Annotated in this window: 17 protein-coding genes; 9 read left to right on the top strand and 8 right to left on the bottom strand. The window is 52.3% G+C overall.

Translation table 11 applies throughout. From position 1 onward, the window contains the following. The first annotated feature begins 44 nt into the window (after positions 1-44). The gene (gene panB / locus ACTZWV_RS04505) at positions 45-836 is read left to right on the top strand and encodes a 3-methyl-2-oxobutanoate hydroxymethyltransferase (RefSeq protein ID WP_444785390.1); all 792 of its coding nucleotides are present in this window, start codon (positions 45-47) and stop codon (positions 834-836) included. A gap of 5 nt (positions 837-841) precedes the next feature. Continuing rightward, positions 842-1,684 carry a pantoate--beta-alanine ligase gene (gene panC, locus ACTZWV_RS04500; RefSeq protein WP_444785389.1) on the top strand — a complete coding sequence of 281 codons (843 nt, stop codon included), beginning with the start codon at positions 842-844 and terminating at the stop codon, positions 1,682-1,684. Between the two features lie 25 nt (positions 1,685-1,709). Here the strand turns inward: panC and ACTZWV_RS04495 are convergent, their stop codons facing one another. Continuing rightward, on the bottom strand, positions 1,710-4,067 hold the full coding sequence (locus tag ACTZWV_RS04495) for an SLC13 family permease (RefSeq protein ID WP_444785388.1): 2,358 nt from the start codon (positions 4,065-4,067) through the stop codon (positions 1,710-1,712). A gap of 273 nt (positions 4,068-4,340) precedes the next feature. Here ACTZWV_RS04495 and ACTZWV_RS04490 point away from each other — a divergent pair, with 273 nt between their 5' ends. Genes ACTZWV_RS04490 through frdD form a run of 5 tightly spaced genes read left to right on the top strand, consistent with a single transcriptional unit; the run spans position 4,341 to position 8,546 of the window. Beyond that, positions 4,341-5,243, top strand: a complete 903-nt coding sequence (locus ACTZWV_RS04490; RefSeq protein ID WP_444785387.1) for a prenyltransferase — start codon at positions 4,341-4,343, stop codon at positions 5,241-5,243. A gap of 24 nt (positions 5,244-5,267) precedes the next feature. Further along, a complete protein-coding gene (gene frdA / locus ACTZWV_RS04485) occupies positions 5,268-7,070 on the top strand; it encodes a fumarate reductase (quinol) flavoprotein subunit (protein ID WP_444785386.1) in 1,803 nt (600 codons plus the stop codon). Then, positions 7,067-7,783, top strand: a complete 717-nt coding sequence (locus tag ACTZWV_RS04480; RefSeq protein WP_444785385.1) for a succinate dehydrogenase/fumarate reductase iron-sulfur subunit — start codon at positions 7,067-7,069, stop codon at positions 7,781-7,783. Before frdA ends, ACTZWV_RS04480 begins: the two co-directional genes overlap by 4 nt. Positions 7,784-7,794: 11 nt before the next feature. Continuing rightward, a complete protein-coding gene (locus tag ACTZWV_RS04475) occupies positions 7,795-8,184 on the top strand; it encodes a fumarate reductase subunit C (protein ID WP_444785384.1) in 390 nt (129 codons plus the stop codon). After that, on the top strand, positions 8,181-8,546 hold the full coding sequence (gene frdD / locus ACTZWV_RS04470; protein ID WP_444785383.1) for a fumarate reductase subunit FrdD: 366 nt from the start codon (positions 8,181-8,183) through the stop codon (positions 8,544-8,546). Before ACTZWV_RS04475 ends, frdD begins: the two co-directional genes overlap by 4 nt. Here the strand turns inward: frdD and ACTZWV_RS04465 are convergent. The 7 genes from ACTZWV_RS04465 to mpl all read right to left on the bottom strand — a co-directional run bounded on the left by ACTZWV_RS04465 (position 8,543) and on the right by mpl (position 15,098). Further along, positions 8,543-8,767: a hypothetical protein gene (locus ACTZWV_RS04465; RefSeq protein ID WP_444785382.1), complete on the bottom strand. Its 225-nt coding sequence runs from the start codon at positions 8,765-8,767 to the stop codon at positions 8,543-8,545. The two genes, frdD and ACTZWV_RS04465, sit on opposite strands and share 4 nt — an antisense overlap. Before the next feature lie 27 nt (positions 8,768-8,794). Next, a complete protein-coding gene (locus ACTZWV_RS04460) occupies positions 8,795-9,433 on the bottom strand; it encodes a DUF2959 domain-containing protein (RefSeq protein WP_444785381.1) in 639 nt (212 codons plus the stop codon). Positions 9,434-9,505: 72 nt separating this feature from the next. Further along, positions 9,506-11,152: a pyridoxal-dependent aspartate 1-decarboxylase PanP gene (panP, locus tag ACTZWV_RS04455; RefSeq protein WP_444785380.1), complete on the bottom strand. Its 1,647-nt coding sequence runs from the start codon at positions 11,150-11,152 to the stop codon at positions 9,506-9,508. Between the two features lie 239 nt (positions 11,153-11,391). Continuing rightward, positions 11,392-12,165 (bottom strand): ABC transporter permease, encoded by a 774-nt coding sequence (locus tag ACTZWV_RS04450; RefSeq protein WP_305552536.1) that lies wholly within the window; start codon positions 12,163-12,165, stop codon positions 11,392-11,394. Continuing rightward, positions 12,162-13,088 (bottom strand): ABC transporter ATP-binding protein, encoded by a 927-nt coding sequence (locus tag ACTZWV_RS04445; protein WP_444785379.1) that lies wholly within the window; start codon positions 13,086-13,088, stop codon positions 12,162-12,164. Before ACTZWV_RS04445 ends, ACTZWV_RS04450 begins: the two co-directional genes overlap by 4 nt. Further along, a complete protein-coding gene (locus tag ACTZWV_RS04440) occupies positions 13,085-13,726 on the bottom strand; it encodes a flavin prenyltransferase UbiX (protein ID WP_444785378.1) in 642 nt (213 codons plus the stop codon). The genes ACTZWV_RS04445 and ACTZWV_RS04440 overlap by 4 nt, the downstream gene beginning before the upstream one ends. Before the next feature lie 13 nt (positions 13,727-13,739). Next, positions 13,740-15,098, bottom strand: coding sequence for a UDP-N-acetylmuramate:L-alanyl-gamma-D-glutamyl-meso-diaminopimelate ligase (gene mpl, locus ACTZWV_RS04435; RefSeq protein ID WP_444785377.1), 1,359 nt, complete (start codon positions 15,096-15,098; stop codon positions 13,740-13,742). A 143-nt stretch (positions 15,099-15,241) separates the two neighbouring features. On the opposite strand from mpl, the gene ACTZWV_RS04430 reads away from it, so the two are divergent. Both ACTZWV_RS04430 and ppa read left to right on the top strand, forming a co-directional pair. After that, complete coding sequence (locus tag ACTZWV_RS04430; protein WP_444785376.1) at positions 15,242-16,213, top strand: class 1 fructose-bisphosphatase; 972 nt, start codon at positions 15,242-15,244, stop codon at positions 16,211-16,213. A 69-nt stretch (positions 16,214-16,282) separates the two neighbouring features. Further along, on the top strand, positions 16,283-16,810 hold the full coding sequence (gene ppa / locus ACTZWV_RS04425) for an inorganic diphosphatase (protein ID WP_205309347.1): 528 nt from the start codon (positions 16,283-16,285) through the stop codon (positions 16,808-16,810). Positions 16,811-16,877: the final 67 nt, after the last annotated feature.

The following is a 16,877-nucleotide window of genomic DNA, read 5'->3' as shown; positions in this document are numbered from 1 at the left end:
GTGCGATCTTGCGCGTCCTGCGTTAATGGTCGGATGAGAAGATTATGGCTAAGATCACCACTGCCGTATTACAGAAAATGAAGCAGCAAAGTGACAAGATCACCATGCTGACGGCCTATGATGCCAGCTTCGCTAAATTATTTGCCGAACAAGGCGTCGACGTACTGCTGATTGGCGATTCCTTAGGTATGGTGCTGCAAGGCCACGGCGACACCCTGCCGGTTACCGTTAATGACATTGCTTACCATACCCGCGCCGTACGCGCCGGAGCGCCGGATGCGTTCGTTATCGCCGATATGCCGTTTATGAGCTACGGCACCCTGGAACAAGCACTGCAAAGTGTAGTGCCGCTGATGCAGGCCGGTGCCAATATGGTGAAACTTGAAGGCGGCGACTTTTTATTGCCCACCGTAAAGGCGTTAACCGAGCGCGGTGTGCCGGTATGCGGCCATTTAGGTTTAACCCCGCAGTCGGTGCATATCTTTGGTGGCTATAAAGTACAGGGTAAAACCGATGCCGCAGCAGATGCCATGGTAGCCCAGGCCAAAGCGCTGCAACAGGCCGGTGCACAGTTGCTGGTGTTAGAGTGCATTCCCACTGCCTTAGCTAAACGCATCACTGACGCCCTGAGTATTCCGGTTATCGGTATTGGTGCTGGCAATGTTACCGACGGTCAGGTGCTGGTAATGCACGACTTACTCGGCATCAGCAGTGGCTATATTCCGAAATTCTCCAAGAACTATCTGGCCCAAACCGGTGAAATAAGAAGCGCAATTGCTGCTTATGTCAGCGAAGTGAAAAGCCAGACCTTCCCTGCCAGCGAACACAGTTTTTAAGCCAGATGAAAATACTCAACTCTATTGCTGCGCTGCGGGCGCAAATCAGTGCGTGGCGGCAAAACGGCGAGTGCATCGCCTTTGTGCCCACCATGGGCAACCTGCATAACGGCCACTTAAAACTGGTTGATGTTGCCAAAAACCGCGCCGACCGGGTGATTGTCAGCATCTTTGTTAACCCGATGCAGTTTGGCAAAAATGAAGATCTCGACAGTTACCCGCGTACGCTGGAGGCAGATTGTGCCGGGCTAACCGCCCATGGCGCCGATGCAGTCTTTACCCCTACGCCGGATATGATGTACCCGCGTGGCCTCGACGTACAAACCTTTGTTGAAGTGCCTTTGCTTGGTGATTTGCACTGCGGTGCCAGCCGCGCCGGCCATTTCCGTGGTGTGTCTACCATCGTATGTAAGCTGTTTAACCTGGTGCAGCCGGACATAGCCTGTTTTGGCCAAAAGGATTATCAGCAACTGGCCATTATCCGCCAGATGGTAACCGATTTATCCTTACCCATTGACATTATCGGCGTGCCGACCGAGCGTGCCGCCAATGGCCTGGCGCTGAGCTCCCGCAATGGTTATTTAACGCCGCAGCAATTGGCAATAGCCCCGAAGCTGTATCAGCTGTTACAACAACTGCGCGCACAAATTCTGGCCGGTAACCATGATTACCGCAGCTTAGAGCTGCAAACTAAACAGCAGCTTAGTGCTGCAGGCTTTACGCCGGATTATATTGATATCTCTGACCAAACCGATCTGACGCTGGCCAGCACAGCACAGCAGCCTAAAGTAATTTTAGCCGCCGCCTGGCTGGGCAGCACCCGGCTGATTGATAATCTGGAAGTCTGAGCCGCAAGCTTAACCCTTATCTAACCTAACCATGGCTTAGCGGCCAAAACAGCGGCAGCAACGCCATGGTTATTACAAACAATAATAAACTAAGCGGCCCACCCACTTTTAAATAATCGACAAAGCGATAGCCACCCGGGCCCATTACCAGCGTATTGGCCGCATGCGATACCGGGCTGGCCAGGCTGGTAGCCGCTACCGCCACTATCATCATCGCGCTCTGGCCGTTCACCCCCAGCGCACTGCTGAGCATTAAACCAATCGGCGCCATAATCAGCACCAGCGCAACGGTTGGCACTACCAGGGTGCCCAGTGCGGTAACCAGATACAAGCCTGCCATGACCGCCAGCGGGCCAAACTGTCCGGACCCTGCCAATACTGCTTCGGCCAGCCAGGCGGCAGTACCGGAGTGTTGCATTGCCGCCCCGAGCGGCAACATACCGGCGATCAGAAAAATGGAACGCCAGTCAATGGCAGCATAAGCCTGCTCCATGCTTAAACAGCGGCTGGCAACCATTAACGTTGCTGCCAGAATGGCCGCCAGATAAACCGGTAATACGCCGGCCACCGTCAGGGTAATCATCAGCAGGATTAAGCCGGCGGCCAATGGCGCCTTGCTGGCATTAACCGGCTTTACCTGTACCGGGTTTAGCACAATCAGATGCTCGCTTTCGGTCAGCATTGCCAGCCGCGGACGCGGCCCTACAATTAACAGCGCATCTCCCGCCTGCAACAACATACTGCCCAGCGCCGAGCGATACGCACGACCTTCGCGCCAAATGGCCGCCACTTCAACTTTATAACGTTTATCAAGTTGCAGCGCATTAACACTCTTGCCGATGTATTTACTACGCGGGTGCAAAGTGGCTTCTACCAGCTCCAGTTTACCCTTCGCTAATAAGTCCAGATACGGCGACATATCATCCAGCCGCTCCAGCTGTTTAAAGCCGCGCAGAATGTCCAGGTCTTCCTCCCGCCCCTGGATCAGCAGCAGGTCGCCGGCTTGCAGTGTATCGTCGGAGTGAAACTGCTGGATAATCTCGCCCTGGCGGAACAACCCCAGCAAACGAAAATCAAAGGCGTCACCCAGGCGGTTATCCGCAAAGGTGCTGTCAACAAGCGGGCTGTCCTCCGGTAAACCCAACACAAATAAGCGCTCTTCCAGTTTATAGTGCTGGATCACATCATCAGGGCTCAGCAATTGTACTGCGCTGAACGCCGCTTGTTTTTGCATAGCGTCCAGCGCACTTTTGCTGCCCTGTACCAGAATTTTATCACCGGCGGCCAGAGACAAATCGGCCAGCCGCGTACGTAAAGTCTGGCCTGCACGTTTTACCGCCAGCACATTCACCTGGTAGTGTTCCCGGAAGCGGTGATGCTGCAATACTTCGCCCACCAGCACGCCGTCAGGCGCCACTTCCAGCTCAGCCAAACCACTGGCAGCCAGCAATTTCTCGTGCAACATAGGTGCTTCACGTTCAATGGTTAACGAGTTCCAACTGCGCAGCCGTTCAAAGCGGCTGAATTTGCCCTGCGCCAGCACTATATCGCCGCCCTGAAGTGCGGTATGGCGCGATGGCAGGGTAAAGGTTTCACCACCGCGGGTCAGGGCGATAACGATCAGCCCGGCGGTATTAATTAAGCCCGACTCGTCCAGCGTGCGTCCGGCCAGTAAAGAATCATGAGGTAAACGCAGCGCAAAAATCCGCTCCTGCAGGCTGTATTGATCGCTAAGGTTTTTGCTGCCCGCCAGGCCAGCGCGGCCGGGATCGGTCTCCGGTAACAAATGACGGCCAATAAAAGCGACAAACAAGGTGCCGGCCAGTAAAACCGGTAAACCTATCAGAGCGAAATCAAACAACTTAAAGCCGCTGCGGCCGCTTTCTTCCAGCGCAATATTGACCAGTAAATTGGGCGGTGTACCAATTAAGGTTATTAAACCACCGAGCATGGCGCCAAAGGCCATTGGCATCAGCACTTTAGCCGGTGATATACCGCAGCGCCTGGCTGCTTCTACCGTCACCGGCAGCAACAAGGCAACCACACCTATATTGCTCATAAAAGCCGATAACAAACCGGCAACCAGCATAATAACGATGATCATCCTGGTTTCACTACTCCCGGATAAGCGAATAACCTGTCGGCCAATACCCTCGGCAATACCAACGCGGGTTAAACCTTCACTCATGATAAACATGGCCCAGACAGTAACAACCGCCGGGTTACTAAACCCGCTTACCGCCTCGGCCGGCGATACCAGGCCCAGCAAGGCCAACGTACACAACACCAACAAGGCGACCACATCCATCCGCAGCCAGCCGGTAACAAACAACACCAGGGCTGCCAGCAGGATCAATAATACCAGGGCGATATCCGGCGTCATAACAGCCACATCAGCAAGGCCGTCACCCGGGCTTGCCTGCGATGCGACAAGCAGATGCCGCCGCTCAATGGTAAGTTCAGAATCATAGTCTCTTGTGCCATGGTTAGAGTCAGATCTCCCGGTTGATTAGGGTTTGCGGCATAGCCGGCTGAACAGCCTCAATGTTAATTCATTATCAGTTTACAACATCAAGACAGAAAAAATGTTCTGGATCAAGCTATAACCCCGTTGATAGCTATACTCTGTAGCAAAGATGTTTAAAGGATACTTTTTTTGTTGAAACAACTTTGCGGCGTCGCCCGGATAAACTTTCTCAGTCTTACTCTGGTATGTATTGCTCTGGCAGCCGGGGCAAGCTGGCAGGCAGGGCATGTTTTACACCCGGCCACACTTGCACTGGTAACAGCGGTAGGATTATGCGCTCATCTTAGCGTAAATGCCTTTAATGAATACTTCGACTTTAAATCCGGGCTGGACTTTCTCACTGAACGCACGCCTTTCAGCGGTGGCAGTGGCACCCTTGTACGCTATCCGGCGGCCGGCACGGCAGCCTTAACCCTGGCAATCGTCAGCCTGGTGCTAACCATTGGCGGCGGTCTGTACCTTAGCTACCAATTGCACTGGCAACCCTTAGTGCTTGGTATTCCCGGCGTGCTGCTGATTTATGCTTACACGCAGTATGTTAACCGCTGGCCACTGCTGTGCCTGCTGGCCCCGGGGCTCGGCTTTGGTGTTTTTATGACGTTAGGTGCTTACTGGGTATTGGCTGGCAACATTAGCGCCAGCGCCTGGGTGCTGGCTGTTATTATGCTGCTACTGGTCAGCAATCTGCTGCTGTTAAACCAGTTTCCGGATGCAGACGCAGACCGCCGCGTGGGCCGGCGCCACTTGCCTATTGTAATTGGCCGGCGGCACAGTGCCAGCGTTTACACCCTGCTGCTGTTACTCAGCTACCTGTTGTTGTTAGCTGCGGTGGCCGGTGGCCTTTTACCCTGGCAATGTCTGTTGGCACTGCTCAGCCTGCCATTGGTAATAAAACTGTTGCCGGGCCTGTTTCGTTATGCTGATAAACCCCAACAACTAACGCCCTATCTGGGCCTGAATGTACTGTTGTGCCACCTTTATCCGTTGCTACTGCTGGCAGGGCTGCTCTGGGCCGGCTATCGCAATCTTTGACTACATTTGACAACGGGAACACGAATGCAACAACTACAGCAGGATATTATCGTTGTCGGCGGTGGCGGAGCCGGTTTAAGGGCCGCCATTGCCGCCGCAGAAGCAGCACCGCAGTTAAGCATTACTTTGCTGTCAAAAGTATACCCAATGCGTTCGCACACGGTAGCTGCCGAAGGGGGAGCTGCAGCAGTAACCTTAAGTAGCGACAGTGCAGCAGCGCATTTTCAGGATACCGTCAGCGGCGGTGATTGGCTGGCTGATCAGCCGGTGGTGGAGTTCTTTGTTAAGCAGGCCTATCGCGAGCTGGTACAACTGGAACATTGGGGTTGCCCCTGGAGCCGCCGGCAAGATGGCAACGTTGCTGTGCGCCGTTTTGGCGGCATGAAAACCGAGCGTACCTGGTTTGCTGCTGATAAAACCGGTTTTCATATTTTGCACACCTTATTTCAAACCAGCCTGAAATACCCGGCTATTAAGCGGCTGGATGAATATTTTGTGCTGGATTTACTGCGAGCCGGCGACCAGGTGGTGGGGGTATTAGCGCTGGCACTAAACAGCGGTGAGCTGGTGCAAATTCAGGCTAAAAGTGTCATTTTGGCCACCGGCGGTGCCGGCCGCGTATTTCATTACAATACCAACGGCGGCATTGTTACCGGTGATGGTATGGCGCTGGCCTATCGCCATGGCGTAGCGCTGCGTGATATGGAGTTTGTGCAGTATCACCCTACCGGCCTGCCGGGTTCAGGCATTTTAATTACCGAGGCCTGCCGCGGCGAAGGCGCCGTGCTGCTGAATAATCAGGGTTACCGTTATTTACAGGACTATGGCTTAGGCCCGGAAACACCATTGGGGCAGCCGCAAAATAAACAGATGGAATTGGGCCCGCGAGACAAACTATCGCAGGCATTCTGGCACGAGCAGCAAGCCGGCCGCTGTGGTGACTATAACGGCCACGCTGTGGTGTATTTAGACTTACGCCATCTTAGCCGCGCACATTTACAGCAGCGGCTGCCGTTTATCTGTGAGCTGGCCAAAGCCTATGTCGATATTGACCCGGCGCTGGCGGCCATTCCAATTCGCCCGGCAGTGCATTACACCATGGGCGGTATTGCTACCGACATTAACTGCCAAACCTCGCTGCCGGGTTTATATGCGGTGGGCGAATGCGCCTCGGTTGGCCTGCATGGCGCCAACCGGCTGGGGTCCAATTCGTTATCTGAGCTGCTGGTATTTGGCCGCGTTGCCGGCGAGCAGGCCGCGCAACATGCTATGCAGTGCGGTGCTGCAGATAGCAAAGCGCTTAGTGTGCAAAGCGAAATGCCACAGCGCTGGCTTAACCGTCGTTTTGGTACTAATACCACTGATTCAGTGGCACAGCTGCGCCGGGATATGACGCTGGCGATGGAGCAAGGCTGCGGTATTTACCGCACAGGCGAAGGCTTGCTGCGTTGTCAGCAACAGTTGCAAGCGCTGCAGCAGCGTTATCAGCAGCTTAAAGTCACCGACCACAGCAAGGTGTTTAACTCTGAGCTGCTGCAATATCTGGAGCTGGGCTTTGGTCTGGATGTCGCACTGGCCATTTGCACGGCGGCTATGGCCCGCACCGAGTCACGCGGCGCGCATCAGCGGCTCGACATCGGTATGACGCAGCGTAACGACGCACAGTTTCTCTGTCATTCTCTGCTGCATTATCAGGCTAACACCTTACCACAGCTTAGCTGGCAAGCCGTGCAGATCAGCAGCCTGCCACCGGCACAGCGCAGCTATGGTGCAGATAATGCCTCTGCAAATAATAGTGCTGATAGCACACCAGGAACGCAGCCATGACTGAATATCAACTGTTGATCCAGCGCTATGATCCGGAGCACGACAACGAACCTCGGCTGCAGCGTTTTACTGTACCTGGCGATCACACCACCTCAGTGCTCGATGCGTTGCTGTATGTGCAGCAACAGCTGGACCCGACACTGGGCTTGCGCTGGTCGTGCCGGATGGCCATTTGCGGCTCTTGCGGTGTAATGGTTAACGGCATACCCAAACTGGGTTGCAAAACCTTTTTGCGCGATTACCACGGCGAGATCATTATTGAACCGCTGGCGCACTTTGCGGTGGAGAAAGACCTGATTGTCGATATGACGCAGTTTCTGGCGCATTTATCGGCGGTCAAACCCTATCTGATTAACGACTACAGCGGCACACAGCCGCATAAGCAAACGCCGGCGCAGCTGGCAAAGTATCAGCAATTTTCTAACTGCATTAATTGCGGCCTGTGCTATTCAGCCTGCCCGCAATTTGGCTTAAACCCGGAGTTTTTGGGCCCGGCAGCTATTACGCTGGCACAGCGCTATAACCTGGATAGCCGCGACAACGGCAAGGCAGCACGTATGCCGCAGTTAAACGCTAAAAACGGCGCCTGGGGCTGCACCTTCGTTGGCTTTTGCTCAGATGTTTGCCCTAAGCAGCTCGACCCCGCGGCGGCAGTGAATCAGGCCAAGGTGGAATCGGCGAAAGATTTTATTATCAGCATGTTTAAACCCTAAGGAGCACGGCGATGAACACCCCCGTTTCTGCGCGTAAACCTTATCAGCCCAAACTTAGCCGCAGCTGGTGGCTGCAACATAACTATTACCGGCTGTATATGCTGCGCGAAGCCACAGTGCTGCCGCTGCTGTTTTTCCTCGGCTGTTTACTCTACGGCCTGTATTGCCTGACACAAGGCGCAGCCCATTGGCAGAGTTTCCAGGCCTTTATGCAACAAGGCTGGGTAATAGCGCTTAATCTGCTGGCTTTTGCTGCCAGCCTGTTTCATGCCAAAACCTTTTTTGCCTTATTCCCGCGGGTCATGCCGCTGGCACCGGCCTGGTCGATGATCAGTGGCCAATGGCTGGCAACACTATTGGTTGCAGCGGGTTTGCTATTACTGTTTGGTGGCTGGTTATGAACAGCCCGAAACGTTCAGATGAACCTATCTGGTGGGCACTGTTCAGCGCCGGAGGTGTGTGCTTTGCGGTATTTCTGCCGGGGTTAATACTGACACTGGGGTTGTTGTGGCCGCTGGGGCTGCTTAACCCACACTGGCTTACGTATTCAGCTCTGACAGAGCTTAGCCGCAGCACTTACAGCATACCGGCTCTATTGCTAACAGGCGCTGTGGTATGCCTGCCACTGTTGCATGCCGCGCACCGCATACACCATGGCTTACACGATTTGAAATTCGGCTTTAGCCAAGCCGGTAAACTGCTATGTTATGGCCTGGCAGTATTACTTAGCCTGCTGGCGCTGGTTTTAGTGGTAGCAGTTTAGGCGTAAGGCTTAAATTTTGCCGCATCAATAATCGCCCAAAGGTGGGCAATAGCAGCAATAATACCAGGCACAACCAGCCACCAGGTAGCATAACCGGCAACACATACCACGAAAAATAATAGTGCAGCTAAAATACGCCCTTGCACTAACTGGCCTAAACCGGGAATAAATACATTACATAGTGCTGCGATAACATTACCGCCGGAACCCTGACCTGCCATAAGTTGTCCCTCTGTTACTGACTTTCGTTATTGTTTTAGCGTAGCGACAAATTGCTCAGACTGGGCGATAGCGCTATTCATCTCAGCTATCAGCCGGTTAATATCACGCTGCACTGAGTTAAACTCACCCTGCAGCGCGCCTATGGCCTTAGCATTTAAGTTATGCTTTAAATACAACGTATTATCTTTAAGTGATGACAACACCGGTTGCATACTTTGCTCGGCGCGGCGCATGGTTTTCAGCAGGCTGTTGTATTGTTTTTTGGTACTGGCTAACTTGTTGGCGCTGTCTTGTTTCAGCTTGGCATTACTGTACTGGTCCAGCTCATCCTGCCATTCGTCAAACAGCGCATCAGCGACCGCCTCAATACTGTTAATGCGCTTACTCACCTCTTCAGCTGCGGCACTGCAGGCTTGATATTCACTGTCGGTGGCTTCATACACACGCTGCAAGTCACCGCCATCAAATTTAATCAGGCTGCTAAACTGCTCCAGCGCCGATTTAAACTGTTTCTGTGCATCCTGCTGCGACTCCTGCGCTTCTTCTACCCGGTCGACCAGAATATCGCGTTTATGTACACCAACCTTTTCCATCGCCGAATAATAAGCGCTCTGACAGGCCGTAAGGCTGAGTACCAAAGGGAGTAAGAACAAAGCATAGCGCATAAAATCAGTCCGTTGCCGTAAAGGTAATGCCTGATAATAGCCTGTCATGCCGCACAGAACAAACCGGAAGTATCAGGCCGCCAGCTCTTTGGCCAGTTGCAGCAGCTTGGGGTAAAACTCTTTATCCAACTGCGCTAACTGATCCTGCTCTACCAGCACATCATGCAAAATTTGCTCGGTGGTTAGCGGGTTTGCCAACACCACACGGAACACTATAGTTTCCTGACGTTGATAGCGAGCCGGGGTTAAGCGGGTACGCGACACAAAAGACTTACCCTCTTCCCGTTGGCGCTTCTGAATAAACTTAGTCAGGCCGTTTAGCAACTCGTTAAAACGCTGCAGTTGTTCCGGGTTGGCGCTAGCCATGGCTTTTTGCACCTGTGCCGGTACGTAGCGGTAAGTTAGCAGACACAGTTCAGGCTCGGTGATCAGCTCAAAATCAATATTGTGTGCAATTAAGGTGGCAAAATAACGTGCTTTTTCCAGACTGCGGTTGATCAGAATTTCATAACCATCGCGGCCAATAACCTGCAAACAGGCATGCACCAGCATCGCCATGCCCGGGCGCGAGCCTTCCAGCGTCTGGCTGCCTAAATCTTTGGAGCCTTTACGCAGGATATACTCGGCATGGTGTTCAATGGCGTGCGCGGCAGAAGGGTGCTTAAACACCACCATACCGGCGCCCATCGGCACATACATTTGTTTGTGCGCATCTATAGTTACCGAATCAGCGCGCTCTATACCGGCCAGCAAATAACGGTATTTGTTGGATAACAAGGTCGCCCCGCCCCAGGCTGCATCAACATGGAAGTGGCATTGATACTGCTCTGCCAAATCGGCCAGCTGATGCAAGGGGTCTACGTTACCGGTTTCGGTAGTACCGGCCACGCCAACGATAGCCAGCACGCGAATATTGGCAGCGCTAAGCTCCGCCATTTTTTCTGCCAGCGCAGCGATGTCAATTTTATTGTCAGCGTCAGTTTTTATCGAAATCAGCGACTCGCGGCCTATACCCAAGACGTCGGCGGCTTTACCCAGTGAGTAATGGCCGCGCTCAGATACCAGTATGGCCAGCCCCTCATAGCCGTAATGCTTCATCGCCTTAAACAGACCTTCGCGGGCGATGCCTTTAAAGTCGCCGTCGGCTTTTAACAAACGGTTACGCGCTATCCAAAGTGCGGTGATATTGGCAATGGTACCGCCGGAGCAAAAAGCGCCCAGCGAGTGGTTAGCACTGTGCATCCATTTTTTATAGAAGCCATCGCCTTCGCCATACACCAGATGATGCATCATGCCCAGCACCTGGCGCTCCATTGGCGTAAAGGCTTTGGAGGTTTCAATTTTTACCAGGTTCTGGTTTAACCCCACCATCATTTTTGACAGTGATAAGACAAAGTACGGCAGTGCCGACGTCATATGACCGATAAAGCTCGGCGCCGCAGTATGCACCGAATGCGCCACCAGCTTTTGCATCAGGCTCTCGGCATAATCGGAGACAAAGTTTGGCATTTGCGGAATTTGGTGCGTTTGAAAATCACGCTCTATTTGCCACAGCGGTTTTTCTACCGCGACAATACTTTCGCGCAAAAAGCCGGCCAGGTTCTGTGACAGGTTTTGTTCAATAATACTCAGCGTTGAGTCTGGCGCTTCCGGCACCGTGAAAATGCGCCATAGTGCTTCCTCTGAAGCGGTGGCCTGGCGTTTACTGGATTCTGTCATGCGCTTGCTACTCTGCATACGGTTTCAGCGGTTACTAAAACGGCCGGAAAATGGCGCTCACTTTACTGCAAGCGCCGAAAAATGTCTGCAAAAAAATAGCCGCAGACATGGTAGAAGGACCGGTTTGCCCTAAGCCAACCGTTGAAGGCATGGATGCCTGAGTCGAGCCCCCAGGGACCGGGTTTACGGCGCGTTGGCGTGGGCAAATCGATCCGCTACTTTTATACCGGACGAAAATGTCAGCTACGCAGACCAATACCTCGGCTGATCAGATACATGGCATAGCTAAACAGTACCACGATAAAGCCCAGCACCACGGCCAAAGCCAACCACAGGCTGACATCGGTAATACCAAGGAAGCCGTAGCGAAAGGCATTAACCATATACACCACCGGATTAAGCGCAGCCACATGCTGCCAAAAGCCCGGCAGTAAGGTTAACGAGTAAAACACGCCGCCCAAATAGGTCAGTGGCGTAAGTACAAAGGTTGGAATAATGCTGATATCGTCAAAGGTTTTCGCATACACAGCGTTAATCAGGCCGCCCAGGGAGAACAGCATCGACGTTAGGGTAACGGTAACAATAATAACCAGCGGGTTATGAATTTGAATAGTGACAAAAAACAGCGACAAAATAGTGACTATCAGCCCCACAAGCATGCCGCGCGCCATACCGCCACCAACAAAACCTAACACGATAATGTAGTTAGGCACCGGTGCTACCAGCAGCTCTTCCACATTGCGCTGAAACTTTGCACTGAAAAATGACGAGGCCACATTGGCATAAGAGTTGGTGATCACCGACATCATAATCAGCCCCGGCACAATAAACTCCATATAGCTGAAGCCGCCCATATCGCCGATGCGTGAGCCGATTAAGCTGCCGAAGATGACAAAATATAACGTCATGGTAATGGCCGGCGGTACCAGAGTTTGCACCCAAATCCGCAAAAAGCGGTTGGTTTCTTTATCCCAAATACTTTTTAACGCTACCAGATAATTGGCCCGGCTCATTTTGCACCTCCGCGGCCATTTTCCACTAAGGAGACAAACAGCTCTTCCAACCGGTTGGCTTTATTACGCATTGATAACACCTTAATATCTTGTGCGCTGAGCTGAGCGAAAATTGCATTTAAGCCCTGCGCCTTTTCCACATCCACTTCAATACTGTGGCCATCCAGCACGCGCCAGCTAACCCCTTCCAGCTTAACCGACGCCGGCTCTGCGGCTAAATCCAGCACAAAGGTTTCAACGGTCAGCTTGGCCAGCAGTGTCTTCATGTTGGTGTTTTCAATAATCCGCCCTTTGTCGATAATGGCGATATTGCGACACAGGCTTTCGGCTTCCTCCAGGTAATGGGTGGTGAGAATAATAGTAACGCCCTGCTGGTTAATCTGGCGCAAAAACTCCCACATCGAGCGGCGCAGCTCTATATCAACACCGGCGGTAGGCTCATCCAAAATCAGCAGCTTGGGCTCGTGCATTAAAGCCCGCGCTATCATTAAACGCCGTTTCATGCCACCTGATAACTCGCGTGCACGCGCAGTACGTTTTTCCCATAGCCCGAGCTGGCCGAGGTATTTCTCCGCCCGCTCCAGCGCCAGCTTTTTTGGCACGCCATAATAGCCGGCCTGATTCACCACTATCTGCAGTACAGTTTCAAACTGGTTAAAGTTAAATTCCTGCGGCACTAAACCAAGCTGGCTTTTTGCCGCTTCAAGCTGAGTATCTATATCGTAATCAAATACTTTAACGCTGCCTTGAGACTTATTCACCAGGGAGCTGATAATGCCGATAGTAGTACTTTTACCGGCGCCGTTAGGCCCCAACAGGGCGAAAAAATCACCCTGCTTCACCTGCAAATCGATACCGCTTAATGCCACAGTACCGCTTTTATATACTTTATGCAGGTCTTTGATATCTAAAGCTAAACTCAAGGTTGTTCTCCTGTTTTTGCTGCGTCACCACTGTAGCCCCAACGGTTGAGCAACTGATGCGGCAGCTTAAGATGATCTAAAATGCGCGCCACCATAAAATCGACTAAATCACTGATCTGTTTCGGCTGATGATAAAACCCCGGCGCTGCCGGCATAATAGTCACGCCCAAGCGTGCCAACTTAAGTAAATTCTCCAGATGAATAGCGCTGAGCGGGCTTTCGCGCGGCACCAGGATCAGCTGGCCGCCTTCTTTAATTACCACATCAGCGGCACGCTCTATTAAGTTATCACTGGCACCGGTCGCAATTGCAGATACCGTGCCGGTTGAACAGGGGCAGATCACCATTTGCCGTGGCGCCGCCGAGCCGGACGCCACCGGTGAAAACCAGTCATCCTTGCCGTACACTTTAAGCAAGGCGGCATCACAACCAAAATGCGCCAGCAACATGTCAGTACACTTATCCGGTGCTGCCGGCAGTTTAATGTCATGTTCGGTCGCAAATACCACCCTCGCGGCACTCGATACCAGCAAGTGCACCTTAATACCCTGCGCCAGCAATAACTCAAGTAAACGCCAGCCATAAGGCGCGCCCGAGGCACCGCTAAACGCCAGCGTGATCTCTTTTGTAGTTGTCATCTGTATGCCCACATCAGTGTTCCCGTTTGCGTTTTAATGCGCTAATCAGCTTATCGTGAATGCCGCCAAAACCGCCGTTACTCATAATCACAATGCTGTCGCCGGGTTCTGCCTGGTCACTCAGCAGCGTTACCAGGGCATCAATATCATGCGACAAGATCGCTTTAGGGGCTAAGGCCCGCGTTAAGGCATCCAGCGACCAGTTGGCGTTAGCCGGTTCATACAAAAACACCAGGTCTGCCAGTGCCAGTGACAGTGGCAGCGCCGCCTGATGCACGCCCATACGCATAGTATTAGAGCGTGGCTCCAGTACGGCCAGCACCCGGCTTTGGCCTACTTTATTGCGAATACCCTGTAAGGTAGTGCTGATAGCGGTAGGGTGATGGGCAAAATCGTCATATACCCTCACGCCTGCCACGTCCGCTTTTAGTTCCATCCGCCGTTTCGGTGCGACAAAGCGCATTAATGCCTCCAGCGCCACGTCAACCGGCACCCCGGCATGGCGCGCCGCCGCAATCGCCATTACGGCGTTATCAACATTATGCTGGCCGCTCAGCTGCCAGTTCAGTTCACCGAGCAGTTTATCCTGATAATACAAGGCAAAGTGGCTGCCATCGTTGCTAATCAATTCGGCGCGCCAATCAGTACCGTAGCTTTGCCGCTCACTCCAACAGCCCATATCCAGCGTTTGTTTAACTGCCGGGGTATCTTCCGGCGCCAGCACTAAGCCATTGGCCGGCACCATGCGCAGTAAATGATGAAACTGGCGCTGAATAGCCGCTAAATCCGGGAAGATATCGGCGTGATCATATTCCAGGTTATTCATTACCAGGGTGCGTGGCCGGTAATGTACAAATTTGGATCTTTTATCAAAAAAGGCGGTGTCGTACTCGTCGGCCTCAATAACAAAAAACGGCGACTCGCCAAGCCGGGCTGAGCAATCAAAATTCTGCGGAATACCGCCAATTAAAAACCCGGGCTTTAAACCGGCGCACTCTAAAATCCATGCCAGCATAGTACTGGTGGTGGTTTTACCATGGGTACCGGACACTGCCAGCACCCAGCGGTCAAACAAAACCTGCTCTGCCAGCCACTGCGGGCCTGAGGTATAACGCAAATTGGTGTTCAGTACATATTCTACTGCCGGGTTACCGCGCGACAAGGCGTTACCGATAATGACTAAATCCGGCGCCGGCTCTAACTGCTGCGGGTCCCAGCCTTGGGTTAATTCGATGCCCAATTGCTCCAGTTGCGTGCTCATTGGCGGGTAGACATTCGCATCGGCGCCGGTTACTTTGTGGCCCAGCGCTTTGGCAATAGCAGCAATGCCGCCCATAAAGGTGCCACAGATACCGAGAATATGAATATGCATAAGTTGTCCTGAAAATTAGCCTGCGCCATTGTAGCAAATAGCAACAGCAACGCAGTAACACCTGCAATTTGCGCAGAAATTCTTTAAAATACGCCAGCCTCTATCGCATTAGCAAAAATAATTACTGAAAAGGAACCACCAGCATGCGCCGCATCTCGCCAGTATTGCAACAGGACGGAGTCGACAGCGACCTGATTTCACTGCTTAAAACTATCCTCGCCGCCTGCCGGGAAATATCGTTTCGCGTCAGTCAGGGCGAACTGGCCGGGGTATTAGGTTCTACCCTGGGTGAGAATATTCAAGGGGAAACGCAGAAAAAACTCGATATTATTGCCAATGAATTGCTAAAAGAAGTGATTTTAGAAACCGGCGTCGTTAAAGCGATCAGCTCAGAAGAAGAAGACGACACCGTTGCCGGCAACCCGAACGGTAAATATCTGGTGACCTTCGACCCGCTGGATGGCTCGTCTAACACTGATATCAACAGCTTAATTGGTACCATTTTCTCCATTTTACCGGCACAAGCCGATAAAGCCGCCGATGATGCCAGTCAGTTTTTACAGCCCGGCAGTGCACAACTGGCCGCAGGCTATGTGCTATATGGCCCTTCTACCATGCTGGCATTAACCACCGGCAAAGGTACCAGGCTATACACTTTGGATAAAACTTATGGCGGCTTCTTACTTACCGAAGAGCAGGCTGCCATTCCGAAATACACTGCTGAGTTTGCCATCAATATGTCGAACCAGCGCTACTGGCAGCCGGCCATGCAAGCCTACATTGCGGATCTGCTTAAAGGCAAAGAAGGCCCGCGCGGTAAAAACTACAATATGCGCTGGATAGCTGCCATGGTAGGTGATGTGCACCGCGTATTATGCCGCGGTGGTATTTTTGCTTACCCGCGCGACACTAAAGATGCCAACAAGCCGGATAAACTGCGACTAATGTATGAAGCCAACCCGATGAGTTTTCTGGTAGAACAGGCCGGCGGTATGAGTTCTACCGGTTATGAGCGCATTATGGACATTATGCCCGGCGATATTCACCAGCGGGTGGCGGTGATACTGGGCTCGAAACACGAAGTAGAAAGCTGCGTTGCCTATCATCAGCGATAGCCATTTTTATTACCGGCGCTATAATAAGCGCCACTTTTAACCAAGCTTTTATCATTTAAGGACCAGGCCATGAGCTTAAGCGATGTTGCAGCAGGTAAGAACCTGCCGGAAGAAATTAACGTAATTATTGAAATTCCGGCCAATGCCGACCCCATCAAGTATGAAGTAGACAAAGACACCGGTACTGTTTGGGTAGACCGTTTTATGGCCACGCCAATGTTTTATCCATGCAACTATGGCTTTGTAAACCACACCTTATCACTGGATGGTGACCCGGTAGATGTATTAGTACCAACGCCCTACCCGCTGGTACCCGGCGCTGTAATTAAATGCCGCCCGGTCGGCGTGCTGTTTATGTCGGATGAGTCCGGCGAAGATGCCAAAGTGATTGCCGTACCGGTAAGCAAGCTGACTAAGCTGTATGATCATATTCAGGATATCAACGACGTGGATGAGCTGCTGAAAAAGCAAATTCAACACTTCTTTGAGCGTTACAAAGAATTAGAAGCCGGTAAATGGGTAAAAGTAAACGGCTGGGGCGATGCCGCTGCGGCCAAAGCTGAGATTATGACCTCGTTTGAACGGGCAAAAAAATAACCTACAGCCAGCATTATCTATAAAGCCCGACACTGTTCGGGCTTTTTCTTTGCAGCTCTACCGACAA

This window comes from Rheinheimera sp. NSM (genome assembly GCF_052380015.1).
Taxonomy (GTDB): domain Bacteria; phylum Pseudomonadota; class Gammaproteobacteria; order Enterobacterales; family Alteromonadaceae; genus Alishewanella.
This window is presented reverse-complemented; position numbering and strand designations above follow the sequence as displayed.

Coding starts and splice junctions, on each gene's coding strand:
- ACTZWV_RS04465 (WP_444785382.1), bottom strand. CDS start 8,767: ATGGCAGGTCAGGGTTCCGGCGGTAATGTTATCGCAGCACTATGTAAT.
- mpl (WP_444785377.1), bottom strand. CDS start 15,098: ATGCATATTCATATTCTCGGTATCTGTGGCACCTTTATGGGCGGCATT.
- ACTZWV_RS04460 (WP_444785381.1), bottom strand. CDS start 9,433: ATGCGCTATGCTTTGTTCTTACTCCCTTTGGTACTCAGCCTTACGGCC.
- ACTZWV_RS04440 (WP_444785378.1), bottom strand. CDS start 13,726: ATGACAACTACAAAAGAGATCACGCTGGCGTTTAGCGGTGCCTCGGGC.
- panB (WP_444785390.1), top strand. CDS start 45: ATGGCTAAGATCACCACTGCCGTATTACAGAAAATGAAGCAGCAAAGT.
- ACTZWV_RS04475 (WP_444785384.1), top strand. CDS start 7,795: ATGAACACCCCCGTTTCTGCGCGTAAACCTTATCAGCCCAAACTTAGC.
- panP (WP_444785380.1), bottom strand. CDS start 11,152: ATGACAGAATCCAGTAAACGCCAGGCCACCGCTTCAGAGGAAGCACTA.
- ppa (WP_205309347.1), top strand. CDS start 16,283: ATGAGCTTAAGCGATGTTGCAGCAGGTAAGAACCTGCCGGAAGAAATT.
- ACTZWV_RS04480 (WP_444785385.1), top strand. CDS start 7,067: ATGACTGAATATCAACTGTTGATCCAGCGCTATGATCCGGAGCACGAC.
- frdD (WP_444785383.1), top strand. CDS start 8,181: ATGAACAGCCCGAAACGTTCAGATGAACCTATCTGGTGGGCACTGTTC.
- ACTZWV_RS04450 (WP_305552536.1), bottom strand. CDS start 12,165: ATGAGCCGGGCCAATTATCTGGTAGCGTTAAAAAGTATTTGGGATAAA.
- ACTZWV_RS04430 (WP_444785376.1), top strand. CDS start 15,242: ATGCGCCGCATCTCGCCAGTATTGCAACAGGACGGAGTCGACAGCGAC.
- panC (WP_444785389.1), top strand. CDS start 842: ATGAAAATACTCAACTCTATTGCTGCGCTGCGGGCGCAAATCAGTGCG.
- frdA (WP_444785386.1), top strand. CDS start 5,268: ATGCAACAACTACAGCAGGATATTATCGTTGTCGGCGGTGGCGGAGCC.
- ACTZWV_RS04495 (WP_444785388.1), bottom strand. CDS start 4,067: ATGACGCCGGATATCGCCCTGGTATTATTGATCCTGCTGGCAGCCCTG.